20 protein-coding genes and 2 tRNA genes are annotated in these 16,218 nt (G+C 70.5%); 9 read left to right on the forward strand and 13 right to left on the reverse strand.

Annotated features, from left to right (window positions below):
- Positions 1-139 precede the first annotated feature (139 nt).
- Positions 140-808 carry a DUF8185 domain-containing protein gene (locus tag RWH44_RS10480; protein WP_298872436.1) on the reverse strand — a complete coding sequence of 223 codons (669 nt, stop codon included), beginning with the start codon at positions 806-808 and terminating at the stop codon, positions 140-142.
- 54 nt (positions 809-862) lie between these two features.
- Here RWH44_RS10480 and RWH44_RS10485 point away from each other — a divergent pair, with 54 nt between their 5' ends.
- Entirely contained in the window at positions 863-1,732 is an 870-nt protein-coding gene (locus RWH44_RS10485) for an acyl-CoA thioesterase (protein ID WP_316004527.1), read from the forward strand.
- A gap of 96 nt (positions 1,733-1,828) precedes the next feature.
- On the opposite strand, the gene RWH44_RS10490 is transcribed toward RWH44_RS10485, so the two are convergent.
- The 4 genes from RWH44_RS10490 to RWH44_RS10505 form a co-directional block, all read right to left on the reverse strand.
- Positions 1,829-2,368: an acyl-CoA thioesterase gene (locus RWH44_RS10490; protein WP_316004528.1), complete on the reverse strand. Its 540-nt coding sequence runs from the start codon at positions 2,366-2,368 to the stop codon at positions 1,829-1,831.
- On the reverse strand, positions 2,361-4,040 hold the full coding sequence (gene ettA, locus RWH44_RS10495; RefSeq protein WP_298872426.1) for an energy-dependent translational throttle protein EttA: 1,680 nt from the start codon (positions 4,038-4,040) through the stop codon (positions 2,361-2,363). Before ettA ends, RWH44_RS10490 begins: the two co-directional genes overlap by 8 nt.
- Before the next feature lie 69 nt (positions 4,041-4,109).
- Positions 4,110-4,619 carry a DUF6993 domain-containing protein gene (locus RWH44_RS10500; protein WP_316004529.1) on the reverse strand — a complete coding sequence of 170 codons (510 nt, stop codon included), beginning with the start codon at positions 4,617-4,619 and terminating at the stop codon, positions 4,110-4,112.
- A 62-nt stretch (positions 4,620-4,681) separates the two neighbouring features.
- Positions 4,682-5,227, reverse strand: coding sequence for a single-stranded DNA-binding protein (locus tag RWH44_RS10505; protein WP_316004530.1), 546 nt, complete (start codon positions 5,225-5,227; stop codon positions 4,682-4,684).
- 217 nt (positions 5,228-5,444) lie between these two features.
- On the opposite strand from RWH44_RS10505, the gene RWH44_RS10510 reads away from it, so the two are divergent.
- On the forward strand, positions 5,445-5,702 hold the full coding sequence (locus RWH44_RS10510; RefSeq protein ID WP_298872418.1) for a hypothetical protein: 258 nt from the start codon (positions 5,445-5,447) through the stop codon (positions 5,700-5,702).
- A gap of 52 nt (positions 5,703-5,754) precedes the next feature.
- Here the strand turns inward: RWH44_RS10510 and yczR are convergent, their stop codons facing one another.
- Complete coding sequence (yczR, locus tag RWH44_RS10515) at positions 5,755-7,173, reverse strand: MocR-like transcription factor YczR (RefSeq protein WP_316004531.1); 1,419 nt, start codon at positions 7,171-7,173, stop codon at positions 5,755-5,757.
- A 61-nt stretch (positions 7,174-7,234) separates the two neighbouring features.
- Here yczR and yczE point away from each other — a divergent pair, with 61 nt between their 5' ends.
- Entirely contained in the window at positions 7,235-7,843 is a 609-nt protein-coding gene (gene yczE / locus RWH44_RS10520; protein WP_316004532.1) for a membrane protein YczE, read from the forward strand.
- Positions 7,844-7,893: 50 nt separating this feature from the next.
- Here the strand turns inward: yczE and RWH44_RS10525 are convergent, their stop codons facing one another.
- Positions 7,894-8,103: a methyltransferase gene (locus tag RWH44_RS10525; RefSeq protein WP_315995558.1), complete on the reverse strand. Its 210-nt coding sequence runs from the start codon at positions 8,101-8,103 to the stop codon at positions 7,894-7,896.
- A 104-nt stretch (positions 8,104-8,207) separates the two neighbouring features.
- Here RWH44_RS10525 and RWH44_RS10530 point away from each other — a divergent pair.
- From RWH44_RS10530 to RWH44_RS10555, 6 genes are all read left to right on the forward strand, one after another.
- Positions 8,208-8,283: transfer RNA gene (locus RWH44_RS10530), tRNA-Arg, on the forward strand.
- Between the two features lie 35 nt (positions 8,284-8,318).
- Positions 8,319-8,945, forward strand: a complete 627-nt coding sequence (orn, locus tag RWH44_RS10535; RefSeq protein ID WP_298872407.1) for an oligoribonuclease — start codon at positions 8,319-8,321, stop codon at positions 8,943-8,945.
- A 36-nt stretch (positions 8,946-8,981) separates the two neighbouring features.
- Positions 8,982-9,057, forward strand: a tRNA-His gene (locus tag RWH44_RS10540).
- A gap of 171 nt (positions 9,058-9,228) precedes the next feature.
- On the forward strand, positions 9,229-9,576 hold the full coding sequence (locus RWH44_RS10545; RefSeq protein WP_316004646.1) for a metallopeptidase family protein: 348 nt from the start codon (positions 9,229-9,231) through the stop codon (positions 9,574-9,576).
- Positions 9,573-9,875, forward strand: a complete 303-nt coding sequence (gene clpS / locus RWH44_RS10550) for an ATP-dependent Clp protease adapter ClpS (RefSeq protein WP_437127284.1) — start codon at positions 9,573-9,575, stop codon at positions 9,873-9,875. The genes RWH44_RS10545 and clpS overlap by 4 nt, the downstream gene beginning before the upstream one ends.
- Positions 9,872-10,354 (forward strand): DUF2017 family protein, encoded by a 483-nt coding sequence (locus RWH44_RS10555; RefSeq protein WP_316004534.1) that lies wholly within the window; start codon positions 9,872-9,874, stop codon positions 10,352-10,354. Before clpS ends, RWH44_RS10555 begins: the two co-directional genes overlap by 4 nt.
- A gap of 71 nt (positions 10,355-10,425) precedes the next feature.
- Here the strand turns inward: RWH44_RS10555 and RWH44_RS10560 are convergent, their stop codons facing one another.
- From RWH44_RS10560 to gatC, 6 genes are all read right to left on the reverse strand, one after another.
- Positions 10,426-11,019: a nucleoside/nucleotide kinase family protein gene (locus RWH44_RS10560; RefSeq protein ID WP_316004535.1), complete on the reverse strand. Its 594-nt coding sequence runs from the start codon at positions 11,017-11,019 to the stop codon at positions 10,426-10,428.
- Entirely contained in the window at positions 10,994-11,314 is a 321-nt protein-coding gene (locus RWH44_RS10565) for a hypothetical protein (protein ID WP_076675934.1), read from the reverse strand. Before RWH44_RS10565 ends, RWH44_RS10560 begins: the two co-directional genes overlap by 26 nt.
- Before the next feature lie 63 nt (positions 11,315-11,377).
- The gene (locus tag RWH44_RS10570) at positions 11,378-12,634 is read right to left on the reverse strand and encodes a DNA polymerase IV (protein WP_316004536.1); all 1,257 of its coding nucleotides are present in this window, start codon (positions 12,632-12,634) and stop codon (positions 11,378-11,380) included.
- Between the two features lie 241 nt (positions 12,635-12,875).
- Positions 12,876-14,393: an Asp-tRNA(Asn)/Glu-tRNA(Gln) amidotransferase subunit GatB gene (gene gatB / locus RWH44_RS10575; protein ID WP_316004537.1), complete on the reverse strand. Its 1,518-nt coding sequence runs from the start codon at positions 14,391-14,393 to the stop codon at positions 12,876-12,878.
- Positions 14,393-15,913, reverse strand: a complete 1,521-nt coding sequence (gene gatA, locus RWH44_RS10580; protein ID WP_316004538.1) for an Asp-tRNA(Asn)/Glu-tRNA(Gln) amidotransferase subunit GatA — start codon at positions 15,911-15,913, stop codon at positions 14,393-14,395. The genes gatB and gatA overlap by 1 nt, the downstream gene beginning before the upstream one ends.
- Positions 15,910-16,209: an Asp-tRNA(Asn)/Glu-tRNA(Gln) amidotransferase subunit GatC gene (gene gatC / locus RWH44_RS10585; RefSeq protein ID WP_298872388.1), complete on the reverse strand. Its 300-nt coding sequence runs from the start codon at positions 16,207-16,209 to the stop codon at positions 15,910-15,912. The genes gatA and gatC overlap by 4 nt, the downstream gene beginning before the upstream one ends.
- Positions 16,210-16,218: the final 9 nt, after the last annotated feature.

The raw sequence follows: 16,218 nt of genomic DNA on the forward strand, positions 1-16,218 counted from the left end.
GCGACGTCAAGGTCTCCTCCGCCCTTTCGGACCGACGCACCCGGAATCCAACCGTGGACTCGTGATGACGGATACGCCGTGTCGGGAGTACTCCCCTTGCCCGTCCGATCGTAGGGATCGCACCTGTGTGCGGGCTGGGTCAGCTCCCGGTCGCGCGCACCGCCGTGAGGCCCGACCGCACCGGACCTCGCACGAGGACGTGACCGCGGGCGAGACTGACGCGCGTCCAGGCGCCGCTCCGACGCACCGGTGCCTCCTCGCTCCCCGCGATGAACCCGAGGGCGAACGCGGCGAAGGCCACACCCAGCGGGAGGTCCGCGAGAGCCGCGTCGGGCTGCCCCCACACCTGCGCCCGGATCACCCGCACCACATCTTCGCCCGCGTCCGCCGGCAGGGCGTCGGCGACGGCAGCGACGCCGTACTGCGCGCGAGCCGCGAGCACGGAGGCGTCGATGATGCCCGTCTGCTCCCAGCCGCCCTGCGGCGGCGAGATTCCCGCCCACGCCGGAGACGTCGCGGTCTCGGGCAGGACGACGGCGTTCGCGTCGTCGGGGGCGGGCAGGAGCGCCGACGCCTCGACGACGAGGTCGCACTCGAGTTCGGGGTCGATCGCCGACGCGCGCAGCCCGAGAACGGTGGGCGTCGCGTCCATCAGGCCGCGGGGGGCGAGCGGCGCGGCCGTCGTGACCAGGACTCCCCCGCGGGCGCGGAGGCGCACGGTTCCGTCGCCGAGACGGATCGTCCGGCTCGAGAAGGTGAGCAGGTCGGCTGCCGCCTGCGGGTCGGGGAACAACAGGCGCGCGGACACCCGCTCTAAACTAGCAAGCGGTGCGCACCTCGTCGCACCGGAACGGGAGTCAGCGTGACCGACGCCATCGATCCCGTGGCGTCTTTGCTCGCGGTCCTTGACCTCCGCGATGCCGGCGCCCGGACGACCGAAGACATCTTCACGGGGGTGTCGCAGGCCATGCCGACCGGCCGTGTCTACGGCGGACAGGTGCTCGCGCAGACGATCGTCGCCGCATCGCGCACGCTCCCGCCCGAGCGCACCGTGCATTCGATGCACGGCTACTTCCTGCGTCCGGGCGACCCGAGCGACGGCATCACGTTCTCGGTCGACCGCATCCACGACGGTCGCTCCTTCTCGACGCGGCGAACGCAGGCGTTCCAGTCGGGAGTGCCGATCTTCTCGATGATCGCGTCGTTCCAAGACGAAGACCCCGGTCTCGAGCACTTCGAGCCCATGCCCGACGGCATCGCCCAGCCCGAGGACACGGCGCCCGTCGACGTCGAGACGCTGCATCCCATCAGCCGCCGCATGCTGTCGGCGAGTCCCGTCGACGTGCGTCACGTCTCGTCGCCGGTGTACGCGTCGGTCGAGGGGCCGCACGTGCCGCGGCAGGCCGTGTGGATGAAGCTGCGCCGCCCCATCACCGACGACCCGGCCGTCCATCGCGCCGCCCTCGCGTACCTCAGTGATCTGACGATCCAGGAAACGATCCTGCGCGCCCACGGCGTGGCCTGGAACGCCCCGGGGCTGCGCGTGGCGAGTCTCGATCACGCGATGTGGTGGCACCGCCCCGGACGCGTCGACGACTGGCTGCTCTACGTGCAGGAGTCGCCGAACGCCCGCGGCGGGCGTGGTCTGTCGACGGGCCGCGTCTACACGCCGGACGGCGTGCTGCTGGCGAGCGTCGCACAGGAGGTCATGGTGCGCGTGCCCCGCGACTGACCGGATGATGCGGATGCCGCCACCCGGCGGCATCCCTCCGGCGTCTCACGGTCATCACGACGGCGTGAGACTGGGGCCCCGCCACGACGGCTCGGCTCAGCCCTTCGCGGCTCGGCGACGATATTCGATCGGGTCGCCGACGTAGGGTCTCCACGCCGCGCGCTCGGCTTCGCTCCAGCGGATGGGCCGGCCGCTCGCCGTGTCGACGAGGACGACGACGGCGGTGGCCCGCGCATAGAGCACCTGATCGGCGTCGCCGATCGGACTGAACACCTCGAAGCAGATGTCGGCGCTGGATCCGCCCATCGCACCGATCCACATGCGCACGTCGAGAGGGCGCTGGCTGTAGGGCACCGGGCGGAGGTACTCGATCTCCTGTCGAGCGATGAGCGTCGCCCGCTCGCCGCCGCTCTCGAGGACGCTCATGTCGAAGACCGCCGTCGGCAGCGCCTCGCCCTCGCCGTCGCCGCGCCAGAACGCGCGCAGGCGCGCCTCTTCGAGCAGCTTGAGCATCGACGTGTTGTTGACGTGCCCGAGCGCGTCGAGATCGCCCCACCGCAGCGGGATCGGCACGTGGAGCCGCTCGGGCCCCGCCGCGGCGGGGCCCGAGTCGGGGGTGAGGCGTGAGTCAGTCACGCGTGAGCTTGCGGTAGGTCGACCGCGACGGGTTGGCGGCATCCGCGCCGAGGCGCTCGATCTTGTTCGCCTCGTAGGCCTCGAAGTTGCCCTCGAACCAGTGCCACTGGTCGGGGTTCTCCTCGGTTCCCTCGTAGGCGAGGATGTGCGTCGCGATGCGGTCGAGGAACCACCGGTCGTGGGTGATGACGACGGCGCAACCGGGGAACTCGAGGAGAGCGTTCTCGAGCGAGCTCAGCGTCTCGACGTCGAGGTCGTTGGTCGGCTCGTCGAGGAGCAGCAGGTTGCCGCCCTCTTTCAGCGTCAGGGCGAGGTTCAGGCGGTTGCGCTCACCACCGGAGAGCACACCAGCCTTCTTCTGCTGGTCGGGCCCCTTGAAGCCGAACTTCGACACGTAGGCGCGCGAGGGGATCTCGGTCTTGCCGACCGTGATGATGTCGAGGCCGTCGGACACGACCTCCCACAGCGTCTTCTCGGGGTCGATGTTCGCGCGCGACTGGTCGACGTAGCTGATCTTGACGGTCTCGCCGATCTTCAGCGTTCCGCCGTCGAGAGGCTCGAGGCCGACGATCGTCTTGAACAGCGTGGTCTTTCCCACGCCGTTCGGACCGATCACGCCGACGATGCCGTTCGGGGGCAGGTTGAAGCTCAGGTTGCTGATGAGCGAGCGGTCTCCGAAGCTCTTCTGGAGCTTCTTCGCATCGATGACGATGCTGCCCAGGCGCGGACCCGCGGGGATCTGGATCTCATCGAAGTCCAACTTGCGCGTGCGCTCCGCCTCGGCCGCCATCTCCTCGTATCGAGCCAGACGGGCCTTCGACTTGACCTGACGGCCCTTGGCGTTCGAGCGGACCCACTCGAGCTCGTCCTTGAGTCGCTTCGCGAGCTTCGCGTCCTTCTTGCCCTGGACGTCGAGGCGCTGCGCCTTCTTGTCGAGGTACGTGGAGTAGTTGCCCTCGTAGGGGTAGAGGTGACCGCGGTCGACCTCGGCGATCCACTCCGCGACGTTGTCGAGGAAGTACCGGTCGTGGGTGATGGCGATGACCGCACCCTTGTAGGCCTTGAGGTGCTGCTCGAGCCAGAGCACGCTCTCGGCGTCGAGGTGGTTGGTGGGCTCGTCGAGCAGCAGCAGGTCGGGCTTCTGCAGCAGCAGCTTCGCCAGCGCCACGCGGCGACGCTCACCACCCGAGAGTGGCACGACCGAGGCGTCCGCCGGGGGCGTGCGCAGGGCGTCCATCGCCTGCTCGAGCTGCGAGTCGAGGTCCCAGCCGTCGGCGGCGTCGATCTCTTCCTGCAGCGTGCCCATCTCGGCCAGCAGCGCGTCGAAGTCCGCGTCGGGGTCGGCCATGAGAGCGGAGATCTCGTTGAAGCGGTCGAGCTTCGGCTTGATCGCCACGCCGTCCTGGATGTTCTCCAGCACGGTCTTGCTGTCGTCGAGCTCGGGCTCCTGCATCAGGATGCCGACCGTGAAGCCGGGGCTGAGGCGCGCCTCACCGTTGGAGGGCGTGTCGAGGCCGGCCATGATCTTGAGGATCGTGGACTTTCCCGCGCCGTTCGGACCGACCATGCCGATCTTGGCGCCGGGGAGGAACGACATCGTGACGTCGTCGAGGATCAGTTTTTCGCCGACTGCCTTGCGGGCACGGACCATGGAGTAGATGTATTCGGCCATAACCGTTCCAGTCTAGGGGCGGCGACCCCGCGGACCGACGTGACGATGGCGCAGCGGCCGCTGCCGGGTTCACCAATCGATGGCGCGGGTTCGCCCGATGAGGCAGCCGCCGGAGCTCAACCCGGGCAGAACCGTCGTCACGGGATCGCCGATCGAAGGGCCCACCTGCCCGACGAGGCACTCCTCGCCCACCCGCACGGCGAATTCGATGCTCTCCGCCGCGTTGCCGATGGTGGACTCATCGGAGGTGACCTGCATCGCGGCCTTGTCGAAGCCGGCCGCCACCAGGGCATCGATGTATGCGCGTCCCGACGCGGGGTTCGACCCCGTCCACACCGACGCCACGGTCTGCGAGAACAGCGGGAGGCGCTGCGCGGCCTCGCCCGCGGAGGAGGCCGCCGGGGTCGACGAGGCGTCGGCCGCGGGGGCGGTCGCCTCACCGCGCGGAGCTGCCGTCGGGGACGACTCGCCACTGCCCGTGTCGGTTCCCGGAGCGGGCGTACCGTCCGTGCACCCCGCGAGGCCGAACGCGGCCACGAGCGTCAGAGCGGCGAGGGATCGTCCGAGGAAGCGAGACACGCCGTCGAGTCTACGGACCCGCCCCGCGCGCTCCCGGTGGATCGGCCTCTCCGCCTCGAGGTTCAGAACGGAGCAGCGTCCGCGGGCACCTCGACGCCGCCGAGCTCCCCCGCGCCCACGACGAGCTCCGACCGTGCGGGCTCGGTTCCCCGGTCCGCGATGACGGCAGGCGCCTCGAGGGGAGCCCCCGGTACGGTCCATCCCCCACCGTCCCTCTCGTCGCGCGGCGCGGGTTCGGCCGTCTGCTGCGGCTTCGCGGCGCGTTGGAACACCGATACGCCCCAGCGCAGATCGTGGCCGATGGCATCCGCGACGACGTCGGCGCTCACGCCGCGCTTGCTCTCGGTCTCCCACTCCCGGAGACGCAGTCGGCCGCTCAGGATCACTCGCTCGCCTTTCTGGAACGAGCGCAGAGCGTGGGCGCCGAGATCGCCGAAGACCGAGATGGCGTAGAAGTTCGTGTGCCCGTCCACCCATTCGCCCTTCTCGCGGTCGAACCTCCTCTCGCCCACGGCGAGGCGGAAGGCGGCGACCGGTCCGCCCCCGCGGGTGGTGCGCTGCTCGAGGTCGCCGACGATGTTGCCGACCAGGGTGATGTGATCGCTCATGATGTGTCCTCTCGATGGGGCATTCCGATGTGTCGTGACGCTCCGGCATCCGTGTGCCCGACGGATGCCGGAGCCGTGCTCAGCGTCCCGCGATGGGGAGGGACGGCGGGGGCGCCATCACCGGTTCGGTGGATGGATGCCGCATCGGACGCACTGGGGAGGACGGGTGGCGTTCCCGCGCCGGGGCGATGTCGGAGGTCGGTCGTACCGTGTCCGCATGAGCACCGCACTGTGGAACGACCTCGCTCCGGCACCGCGCTCGGCCGGGTGGGGCGCGGCGACGCACGTCGCCGCCGGTCTGTGGCGCATCGCCGACCCGCGAGGCATCGTGGTGGGCCACATCCGTGCCATCGCGGCCGACGGCGGATGGCGCTACACGGCCGAGCGCTTCCACACCGCGTCGGGGAGTTTCCGGCGGCTCGGGGAGTTCTGGTCGTCGAGCGACGCCGTCGAGTGCCTGCGCTACGCGCGATGAGCCGCATGGCGGCGCTCGGGGGCACCCCGGGGGCGACGAGGCCGCAGCCCGGTCACACCACCGTGGCGAAGTCCTCCCGTGCGGGCACCGTGCGCCCTCCCCGCACGTCGTCCCACGCCGCGCGGAGGATCTCCACGGCGCGTTCGAGCGTGGCGGGCGGAGCGGTGAAGGGGACGCGCAGGCGACGGTCGTGTCCGCCTTCGACCGCGAAGCGGGAGCCGGCCGAGAGAGCCAGCCCGCGCGAACGCGCGTTCATGACCAGCGGGGTGCTCAGCGGCTCCCCGATGCCGACCCACACCGATACGCCGCCGCTCACCCGGGGGACGTCCCACTCCGGGAACGTATCGATCAGCGCGGTCCGCAGGGCGTCGCGTCCCGCACGCAGCAGTTCTCCCCGCTGCCGGGCGATCTCATCGAGCCGCGGCACCAGGCGCGTCGCGATGGCCTGCTCGAGCTCCGGCGTTCCGAGATCGTGCACGGGGCGCCCGCTCGCGAGGCGGCGGATGATGTCGGGAGCGGCGCGCACCCATCCCACGCGCAGACCGCCCCAGACCGTCTTCCCCAGCGACGCGACGCGGATGATGCGCTCGTCGTCCGGGAAGGGTGCGGCATCCCCCTGGCGGTCGATGTCGAGCTGTCCCGTGGTCTCGTCGAGCACGAGGAGCGTTCCGGCACTGCGGGCTCCCGACACGAACGCGTCGACCTCGCGCTCGTCCATCGAGCGTCCGGTCGGATTGTGGAAGTCGGGCATGAGGTAGGCCAGCGACGGCAGGGCCCGCGCGAAGCTCTGCTCGGCACGCTCGACGTCCCATCCGTCATCCGAGTCGACGGGCACCCCGATCAGGCGTGCTCCGACCCGACGGAAGGCGTCGGCCGCGTGGGGGTAGGTCGGCGTCTCGAGCATGACCCGGTCGGCCCGACCGATGAGCACGGAGGCGATCAGGTGGATGGCGCTCTGCGCGCCCGTCGTGACGAGGATCTGGTCCGGTGAGGTCGCGAGCCCTCGATCCGCGTAGTGATCCGCGATGGCCGCGCGCAGTGTGGGATCGCCCACGACGTCGTATCCGATTCGGGAAACCAGCGCGGGGGCCTGGGCTGCGGCCTCGGCGATGACGGCGGGAAGCCCCGGCCATGCCGCGGGACTGGCCTGTTGCAGGTCGATGCTGTCGGCATCCGCGTCGAGTCGGCCGGGGTCGCTCCGCCGGAGCGGGAGGGTCACGCTGCCGCTGCCGCGGAGGCTCGCGATGTGGCCCGTCTCGCGCAGACTCCGATAGGCCGCGGCCACCGTGGTGCGACTGAGCGACAGCGCGGCGGCGAGCTCCCGCTCGGCCGGCAGGGCGGTCGAGGGGGCGAGACGATTGTCCAGGCACAGCAGGCGCACGCCGTCGGCCAGCGCCTCGTAGGCCGGGCCGCTTCCGCGCCAGCCGCCCAGGGCCGCTGCGAGGGCGCGGGCGGAGATGCGGGAGTCCATGCGGCCACCGTAGCGCAATTGGCCTCTACGCCAAAGTCCAATCCGATGATTGGATTGCCACATGTTCTCCCGCGTCACCCGCCTCCTCGTCGGACTCGTCCTCTACGGCACCGGAGCCGCCTTCACCGTCGCCGCCGGCCTCGGCGTCGACCCCTGGACCGTCTTCGCCCAGGGCATCTCGCGAGTGACGGGCGTCGGCATCGGATGGGTCACGAACATCGTCGGGCTCGGCGTCCTGCTCCTGTGGATCCCCCTGCGCCAGAAGCCGGGCGTCGGCACGATCGCGAACATCCTGCTGGTCGGAACCAGCCTGCAGCTGGCCCTCGCCCTCCTGCCGCACCCCGATGTCCTCTGGCTCCAAGCCCTCATGCTCGTCACCGGCGTGGTGCTGGTGGCGGTGGCATCCGGGCTCTACATCGGAGCGAACTTCGGCCCCGGACCCCGAGACGGACTGATGACCGGACTGCACGGGCGCTTCGGGTGGCCGATCTGGGCGTGCCGGCTCACCGTCGAGGGCACGGTGTTCGTGCTGGGGTGGCTCCTGGGCGGCACCGTGGGCATCGGCACCGTGATCTTCGCGCTGGGCATCGGGCCCCTCGTTCACATCGCGATGCCGCTGCTGGCGACTCCCCGTCCCGCGCCGCGCCTGCGGCCCGACGCACGGGTCTGAGACGAGCGCCCCGCCCGCGGCGGATGCCGAGCGGGCGGGGCGTCGCGCGGTCAGTGCTCCCGGAACTCCGGGCGGTCGCTGCCGGGCTTGAGGTGCGCATGCAGCGCGCTCTTGGCGATGTCCATCGACGGGTAGACGCCCAGCCTCTCGTCCTTGCCCGTCATGTGGACGCTGTAGCCCTCGGCATCCTTCTGGATGGTTCCGACGACACCCACCGGGCCGTAGGCCACCCAGAGTCGTCGCGTCGCGGTGTCTGACATGAGTGCTCCTTCGCTCTCGTTCGCCCGGAGGCTACGCCCGCTCGAGCGCCCGCGCCAGGGGCTGGTGCGACGTCGAGGGTGCGACCGATATCCTGGATCGACGACCCCCAGTAGCTCAGTGGATAGAGCAGCGGCCTTCTAATCCGCCGGTCACACGTTCGAATCGTGTCTGGGGGACCAGACCCGGTGTCGCACCCCCTCAGTAGGATGTGGGGATGGTAAACGCCTCCGAGAACGACCGGCTCGTCTGGATCGACTGCGAGATGACCGGGCTCGACCTCGGCGTCGACGAACTCGTCGAGATCGCCGTCGTCATCACCGACTTCGAGCTGAACGTGCTCGACCCGGGCTTCCAGATCGTCATCAAGCCCGACGATTCCGCTCTGGCCAACATGGGCGAGTTCGTCACCGAGATGCACCGGTCGTCGGGGCTCCTCGACGAGATCCCGAACGGCGTCAGCCTCGCGGATGCCGAGTTCCAGACGCTCGAATACATTCAGCGCTTCGCGCCGGTCGAGGGCAAGGCGCCGCTCGCCGGCAACACCATCGGCACCGACCGCATGTTCCTCGCGAAGTACATGCCCCGCGTCGACCGTTGGCTGCACTACCGCAACGTCGACGTGTCGAGCATCAAGGAGCTCTCGCGCCGCTGGTATCCGCGCGCCTACTTCCAGGCCCCCGCGAAGAACGGCGGCCACCGCGCCCTCGCCGACATCCGCGAGTCGATCCGCGAGCTCGCGTACTACCGCGCCGCCGTGTTCGTGCCCCAGCCCGGTCCCACCAGCGACGAGGCGAAGGCCGTCTCGGCGTCGGCCGTGTCGTCGTTCGCTCTCGACGTGTGACATAATCTTTCAGTTGTCTTCTTCCGAGGACACATGGTGGCTATAGCTCAGTTGGTAGAGCACCGCGTTGTGGTCGCGGGGGCCGCGGGTTCAAGTCCCGTTAGCCACCCCAACACCCACAGAAGCCCGGCCGAGATCGCGCCGGGCTTCTGTGTTTCCGGATGCCGGCTCCCCCGCGCCCGTAGAATCGTCGGGTGGACGCTGCCCGCGCGGATGCGGCATCCGCCCACCGCTTCGACCCCCGGGAGGCCACGTGAACGACGACGTCGATGCGCGTCCCGCGATGGTCATGACGCCCGACGCGTTCGAGCAGCTCGTCGTCGATGAGCTCGACCGGCTTCCGGATGACATGGTCGAAGGCCTCGACAACGTCGTGTTCGTCGTCGAGGACCGCCCCGAGGACGGCTCGCTCGACCTGCTGGGGCTCTACGACGGGTGGGCGCTCACCGAGCGCGACCGATACGGCGTCGGAGAACTGCCCGACCGCATCATCGTCTACCGCGAGTCGCACCTCGCCGCCTGCGCCGACGAGGACGAACTGCGCGACGAGATCCACACCACACTCGTGCACGAGATCGCGCACTTCTACGGCATCGACGACGACCGCCTGCACGAACTCGGGTGGGCATGATGGCGCACACCGCCTCTCCCGACCTCGACGTCGATCACGAACGAAGCCTCGACGCGCAACCGCCGTCCTCCTGGCAGACGGTCGTCTGGAACGACCCCGTCAATCTCATGAGCTACGTGTCCCACGTCTTCCGCACGTACTTCGGCTTCGACGCCGCGACCGCCCACCGCCTCATGATGGCCGTGCACCACGACGGGCACGCCGTGGTCGCGCGCGGCCCGCGCGAGGTCATGGAGGCCCACACGCAGGCCATGCACGATTACGGCCTCTGGGCCACCGTCAGGAAGGACCCCTCGTGAGCGAGCGGATCGTCGTCCTCGAGATCAGCGGTCTCGAAGCCCTCCACCTCGCCGGGATCGTCGGGCAGTTCCGCGACCTTCTCGCCGACTCCCGCACCGACGACGACCCGGCCGTGGCCCGGCTCATGCCCGACGCGTATCCCGACGACGAGGCCGCCAGCCGCGAGTTCCGCAGGCTCACCGGGGGCGATCTGATCGAGCGGCGTTCGCAGGATGCCGCGACCGTGCTGCAGACGCTGGGGGCCGACGGCGGTGAACCGACGCCCGCGGGCGATCCGGACGCGACCATTGCCGTCGCCCTAGGCGAAGGCGAAGCCCTCGCGTGGATGCGCACGCTGTCGGCGGTGCGCCTCGTGCTCGCCACGAGACTCGGCATCCGCGACGAGGACCACCACCAGCCCGATGACCCGCGCTTCGGGGTGTACGACTGGATCGGCTACCGCCTCGACGGACTCATCGCCGCTCTCGAACGTCCCTGAGCCGCTGTCGGTGCCGGTGCCGGTGCCGAGACAGGCGCCGGTGCACGTGGGGCGCCGGTGTCGGCGCGGGATCAGGGGATGCGCACGCGCACGTCAGCGCGTTCGGCGGGGCTGTGTTCCTCGATGTGGGCGTCCTCCTGGAGCGCCCATCGCTGCCAGTGCGGACGGTACGTGTCGCCGTCGCGTGACAGTGCCCGGTGCCGGCGCGAGGGCGTCGGCGCTTCGACCCAAACCGACACGTCGACGAGCCGCGCCACCTCCGGTGTGAGAATCCCCGCTCCCTCGACGACCAGCGGGAGCGAGGGGTCCACCGCGTACGCCTCGGCACGCGTCCCGGCCTCCCAGTCCCAGCGCTGCCACACCCCGAGGAGTCCTCGGGCGTGCGGCAGCAGGATCGTCTCGCGCGCGTAGTGCACTCCCTCGGCGAGGCCGTCCCATCCCGGGTAGACGTCGTCGAGAGCGACGAGCTGCACCCGACCGCGCCCGGGCCACGCCGAGACGAGCCGCCGCGCGAGCGAACTCTTCCCCGCCCCGCTGCGCCCGTCGATGACGACCGCGGGGTTCGACGCGCCGACCGCGACGATACGCGCCGTCACCGCGGCGACCGCCGCGGCGAGGGCCTGGTCGACCGGGTCCGCGTTACTTCTTGAGGGCGCGGATGACACGGCTGAGCGCGCGACCGGCGACCCACACGAACGGGATGCCGACGGCGAGCAGCGAGACGAGGTTGGGGTCGAACCGGAGGTCGTCGCCGCGGCGGATGTAGGCGCCGAGCGGGAGTGTGTAGCCGCCTCCGCCACCTCCGCCGTTGCCCTGCTCGTCCGAGCCGCCGCCGTAGCCGGCCCAGGTGAGCGCGACGGGGACGATGCGCACACCGTCGACGTCCTGCTGCTCCCCGTACGCGGAGGTGACGCCGAAGCTGGTGGCCTGCTTGCCGAGTTCCAATGCGATGTTGGGCATGAGCCCACCGTAGCCGCCCGCGCGGCCGCGCCGCAGGGGCGTTGCGCGCGCCGGACGAGCGTGTCAGTGGTCGTACGACGGGCGCGGGTTGGTCGGCAGCGCGCCTCCCCCGCGAGAGGGCCCCAGCAGCGAGCCCCGCGTCACGGCCCCGCGACCGAAGCGTGCGGCCGCCCCGTCGAGGGCACCCTCCACGCGACGCCATTCCGCATCGTCGTCCCAGAGCGTCGCGGCCATCGCGGCAGGCTTGAGCTTCTCGCCGCGAACTCCCACGAGCCGCACCGCCTGCCGCCGATCGATCGAGTCGAACAGTTCGATCGCGGCATCCCCGATGCGCTGGCCAACGGAGGTCGGCTCGGTCAGGGTGCGCGAGCGGCTGAGCGTGGTGAAGTCGGAGAAACGCACCTTGATCGAGATCGTCGACGCCTCGTACTGCTGCGCGCGCAGACGCGCGCCGACCCGGTCGGCGAGACGCCGGAGCTCCACGTGCAGCGTGCGGGTGTCGGAGATGTCGGAGTGGAAGGTCTCCTCGTGGCCGACGCTCTTCTCGGAGCGGCCGGTATGGACCTCTCGCGCGTCGATCCCCCGCGACAGATGCCAGATGCGCTCCCCCATCGCCGTCCCCAGGACCTGATCGAGAGCGTGGCGCGGGGTGTCGAGGATGTCGGAGATGAGGCGGATGCCACGCGACTCCAGCGCCTCCGCCGCCTTCGGCCCCACGCCCCACAGCGCGCGCACCGACCGGGGCCGGAGGAACTTCTCGGTGTCGGCCGCGGCCACGATGAGCAGCCCGTCGGGCTTGGAGATCGTGGATGCCATCTTCGCGACGTGCTTAGTGGCGGCGACGCCGATGCTGCAGGTGAGACCCGTCTCGGCCTTGACCCGGGCGCGGAGATCGCGGGCGATCGTCCCGGGACTCCCCCACAGGCGCCGCGCGCCTCGCACGTCGAGGAACGCCTCGTCGATCGAAAGGGGCTCGACCAGCGGCGTGACGTCGTGGAAGATCGCCATGACCTGACGCGACATCTCGGTGTACCGGTGGTACGGCGGATTGACCACGATCGCCGTGGGACACAGGCGCAGCGCGATCGCCACCGGCATCGCGGACTTCACGCCGTAGCGGCGCGCCTCGTACGACGCACTCGAGACGACGCCGCGCCCCTCGGACCCGCCGATGATCAGGGGCTTACCGGCGAGCGAGGGGTCGTCGAGCACGGCGACCGAAGCGAAGAACGCGTCCATGTCGACATGCAGGATGCCGGTCCCGGTGTCGTCGGCGTCGGGGCGCGAGACGATGCGCCCCGTGCCGTCTCCGCGTCCCATGGCATCCATTCTCCCCCGGACCTCCGACATCGAGCCCGCCCGCGACGCCACCCCGCGCACAACCTCCGCGATGCGCACATCCTCCGCCGGAACCGCACGAACCCGACGGAGCTTGCGCGCATCGCTGACCTCGCGCGCGCCCCGCCGCGCTTCGCCCGACGGTCGGAGGAACCGGCCGGATACGACGGATGCCACGACCCCGGCGGCGCGGAACCGCCGGGGTCGTGGCATCCGGTATCGACTACTGCGCGGCGGCGCGCTCCAGCACCAGCTCGCGCACGCGGGCGGCGTCGGCCTGGCCCTTCATGGCCTTCATGACCGCGCCGATGACGGCGCCGGCGGCCTGGACCTTGCCGTCGCGGATCTTCGCGAGCACGTCGGGCTGGGCGGCCAGCGCGTCGTCGATCGCGGCGATGAGCGCTCCGTCGTCCGAGACGACGGCGAGACCACGGGCGTCGACGACCTCCTGCGGGGTGCCCTCACCGGCGATGACGCCCTCGAGCACCTGGCGCGCGAGCTTGTCGGTCAGCGTCCCGGCATCCACCAGCTTCTGCAGCGCGGCCACGTTCTCGGGCGAGACGAGGTCGGCGGCGTCGCGCTCCTGCGCGTTGGCGACGCGGGTGATCTCACCCGTCCACCACTTGCGGGCGGAGGCGGGCGCGGCCCCGGCGGCGATCGTGTCGGCGACCGCGTCGAGCAGTCCGCCGTTGGCGACGTCCTGGAACTCCAGGTCGGTGAAGCCCCACTCGGACTTCAGCCGGCGACGGCGCGCGGCCGGCGGCTCGGGGAGCGCGGCGCGCAACTCCTCGATCAGTTCGGGCGCGGGGACGACCGGGAGCAGATCGGGCTCGGGGAAGTAGCGGTAGTCGTCGGCATCCGACTTCGGACGACCCGGCGAGGTGCGCCCGGTGTCTTCGTGCCAGTGCCGCGTCTCCTGCGTGATGGTGCCGCCCTTCGCGAGGATCGCGGCCTGACGCTGGATCTCGTACCGCACCGCGCGTTCGACCGAACGCATCGAGTTGACGTTCTTGGTCTCGGTGCGGGTGCCGAGCTTCTCCTGGCCACGGGGACGCAGCGAGACGTTCGCGTCACAGCGGAGGTTTCCGCGCTCGAGCTTGGCCTCGGAGATTCCGAGGCCGCGCACGATGTCGCGGATCGTCGCAACGTACGCCTTCGCGAGCGCGGGGGCGGAGTGCTCCGCACCGAAGATCGGCTTGGTCACGATCTCGACGAGAGGAACGCCGGCGCGGTTGTAGTCGACGAGCGAGTACTCCGCACCCTGGATGCGACCGGTCGCCCCACCCATGTGGGTGAGCTTGCCGGCGTCTTCTTCCATGTGCGCGCGCTCGATCGGGACAGTCACGATCGTGCCGTCCTCGAGCTCGACCTCGACCGAACCCTCGAAGGCGATCGGCTCGTCGTACTGCGAGATCTGATAGTTCTTGCCGAGGTCGGGGTAGAAGTAGTTCTTCCGCGCGAAACGGCTGGACGGCGCGATGGAGCAGCCGAGGGCGAGGCCCAGGCTGATCGAAGAACGGATCGCCTCGGCGTTGACCACCGGGAGGGCGCCCGGCAGCCCCATATCGACCGGCGCGACAAGGGTGTTGGGTTCTGCGCCGTGGTTCGCCTCGTTGGCGGGGTTGGGCGCCGCGGAGAACATCTTGGTGGCGGTGTTCAACTCGACGTGCACCTCGAAACCGAGGACGGGCTCGAACATCTCGAGCGCCTCGTCGAAGTCCATGAGTGCGTCTTTGGCCATTAGAGCGACGCTCCGTTCGTGAGAGAGGGCGCCTTGTCGAGCAGCGGACCGCCCCACTGGTCGATCAGCACCGCTTCGAGGGCCGCCCCGACCCGGTAGAGCCGGGCATCCTCGCGGGCGGGGGCGAGGAACTGGATGCCGACCGGCAGGCCGTCCTCCTCGGCGAGGCCGCTCGGGATCGAGATGCCCGGGACGCCCGCGAGGTTCGCGGGGATCGTCGTGACGTCGTTGAGGTACATCTGCAGCGGGTCGTCGATCTTCTCGCCGAGACGGAACGCGGTGGTCGGCGCCGACGGCGTGGCGATGACGTCGACGTGCGCGAAGGCGGCGTCGAAGTCCTGCTGGATGAGCGTGCGCACCTTCTGGGCGCTGCCGTAGTAGGCGTCGTAGTACCCGGCCGACAGGGCGTAGGTGCCGAGGATGATGCGGCGCTTGACCTCGGGGCCGAAGCCGGCGTCGCGCGTCGCGGCCATGACGTTCTCGACCGTCGGGGTGCCCTGCGGAGTGACCCGGAGGCCGAAGCGCACCGAGTCGAACTTGGCCAGGTTGCTCGACGCCTCGGCGGGGAGGATCAGGTAGTACGCGGCGACGCCGTACTCGAAGTGCGGGGCGCTGATCTCGACGATCTCGGCACCCTGCGCCTGCATGGCCGCCAGCGAGGCGCGGAAGGAGTCCGACACGCCCTTCTGGAAGCCGCGGTCGTCGAGCTCGCGGATGACGCCGACCTTGAGACCCTTGAGGACCTCGCCGGTCGCCCCTTCGCGGGCGGCGGCGGCGAACGAGGGCCACGCGTCGGAGAGCGAGGTGGAATCGTTCGCGTCGTGCCCGCCGATCACGTCGTGCAGCAGACCGGCGTCGAGCACCGTGCGGGTGACGGGACCGACCTGGTCGAGGCTGGATGCCAGGGCGATCGCGCCGTAGCGGCTGACCCCGCCGTACGTGGGCTTGACGCCCACCGTGCCGGTGACGTGGGCGGGCTGACGGATCGAGCCACCCGTGTCGGAGCCGAGGGCGAGCGGCGCCTCGAAGGCGGCGACGGCCGCGGCCGACCCGCCACCGGAGCCACCGGGGATTCGGTCGAGGTCCCAGGGGTTGCGGGTCGGGCCGTAGGCGGAGAACTCGGTCGAGGAGCCCATCGCGAACTCGTCCATGTTGGTCTTGCCCAGCGGCACGAGGCCGGCAGCACGCGAGCGCGCGACGACGGTGGCGTCGTAGGGCGACATGTACCCCTCGAGGATCTTCGATCCGCTCGTGGAGGGCATGTCGGTGGTGACGAGAACGTCCTTGACCGCGAGCGGGACGCCGGCGAGTTCGTGCAGCTGCTCGCCCGCGGCGCGGCGGCGGTCGATGTCGGCCGCGACCTCGAGGGCGCGATCGCTCACGTGGAGGAACGCGTGCACGTCGCCGTCGACGGCGGCGATGCGATCGAGGTGCGCCTGGGTCGCCTCGACGCTCGACACCTCGGACGAGGCGAGCTTGGCGGCCAGGTCGGCGGCGGTGAGGCGGGTGAGATCGGTCACTGCTCTTCTCCCAGGATCGCGGTCACGCGGAATCGTCCGTCGGCCTGGTCGGGTGCGTTCTGCAGCACCTGCTCACGCGTCAGCTGCTGCTGCACGACGTCGGGGCGGAAGACGTTCTCGAGCGGGATCGGGTGGCTCGTGGCCGCCACGTCGGGCGTCGCCACCTCGGACACCTTCGCGATGTTGTCGACGATGGCATCCAGCTGGCCGGTGAGGCTCTGGACCTCCTCGTCGTTCAACTGGATCCGGGCGAGCACACCGAGATGGCGCACGAGATCAGGAGTGATTTCAGACACCCCCCGAGT

This window comes from Microbacterium phycohabitans (genome assembly GCF_032464935.1).
Classification (GTDB): Bacteria; Actinomycetota; Actinomycetes; order Actinomycetales; family Microbacteriaceae; genus Microbacterium; species Microbacterium phycohabitans.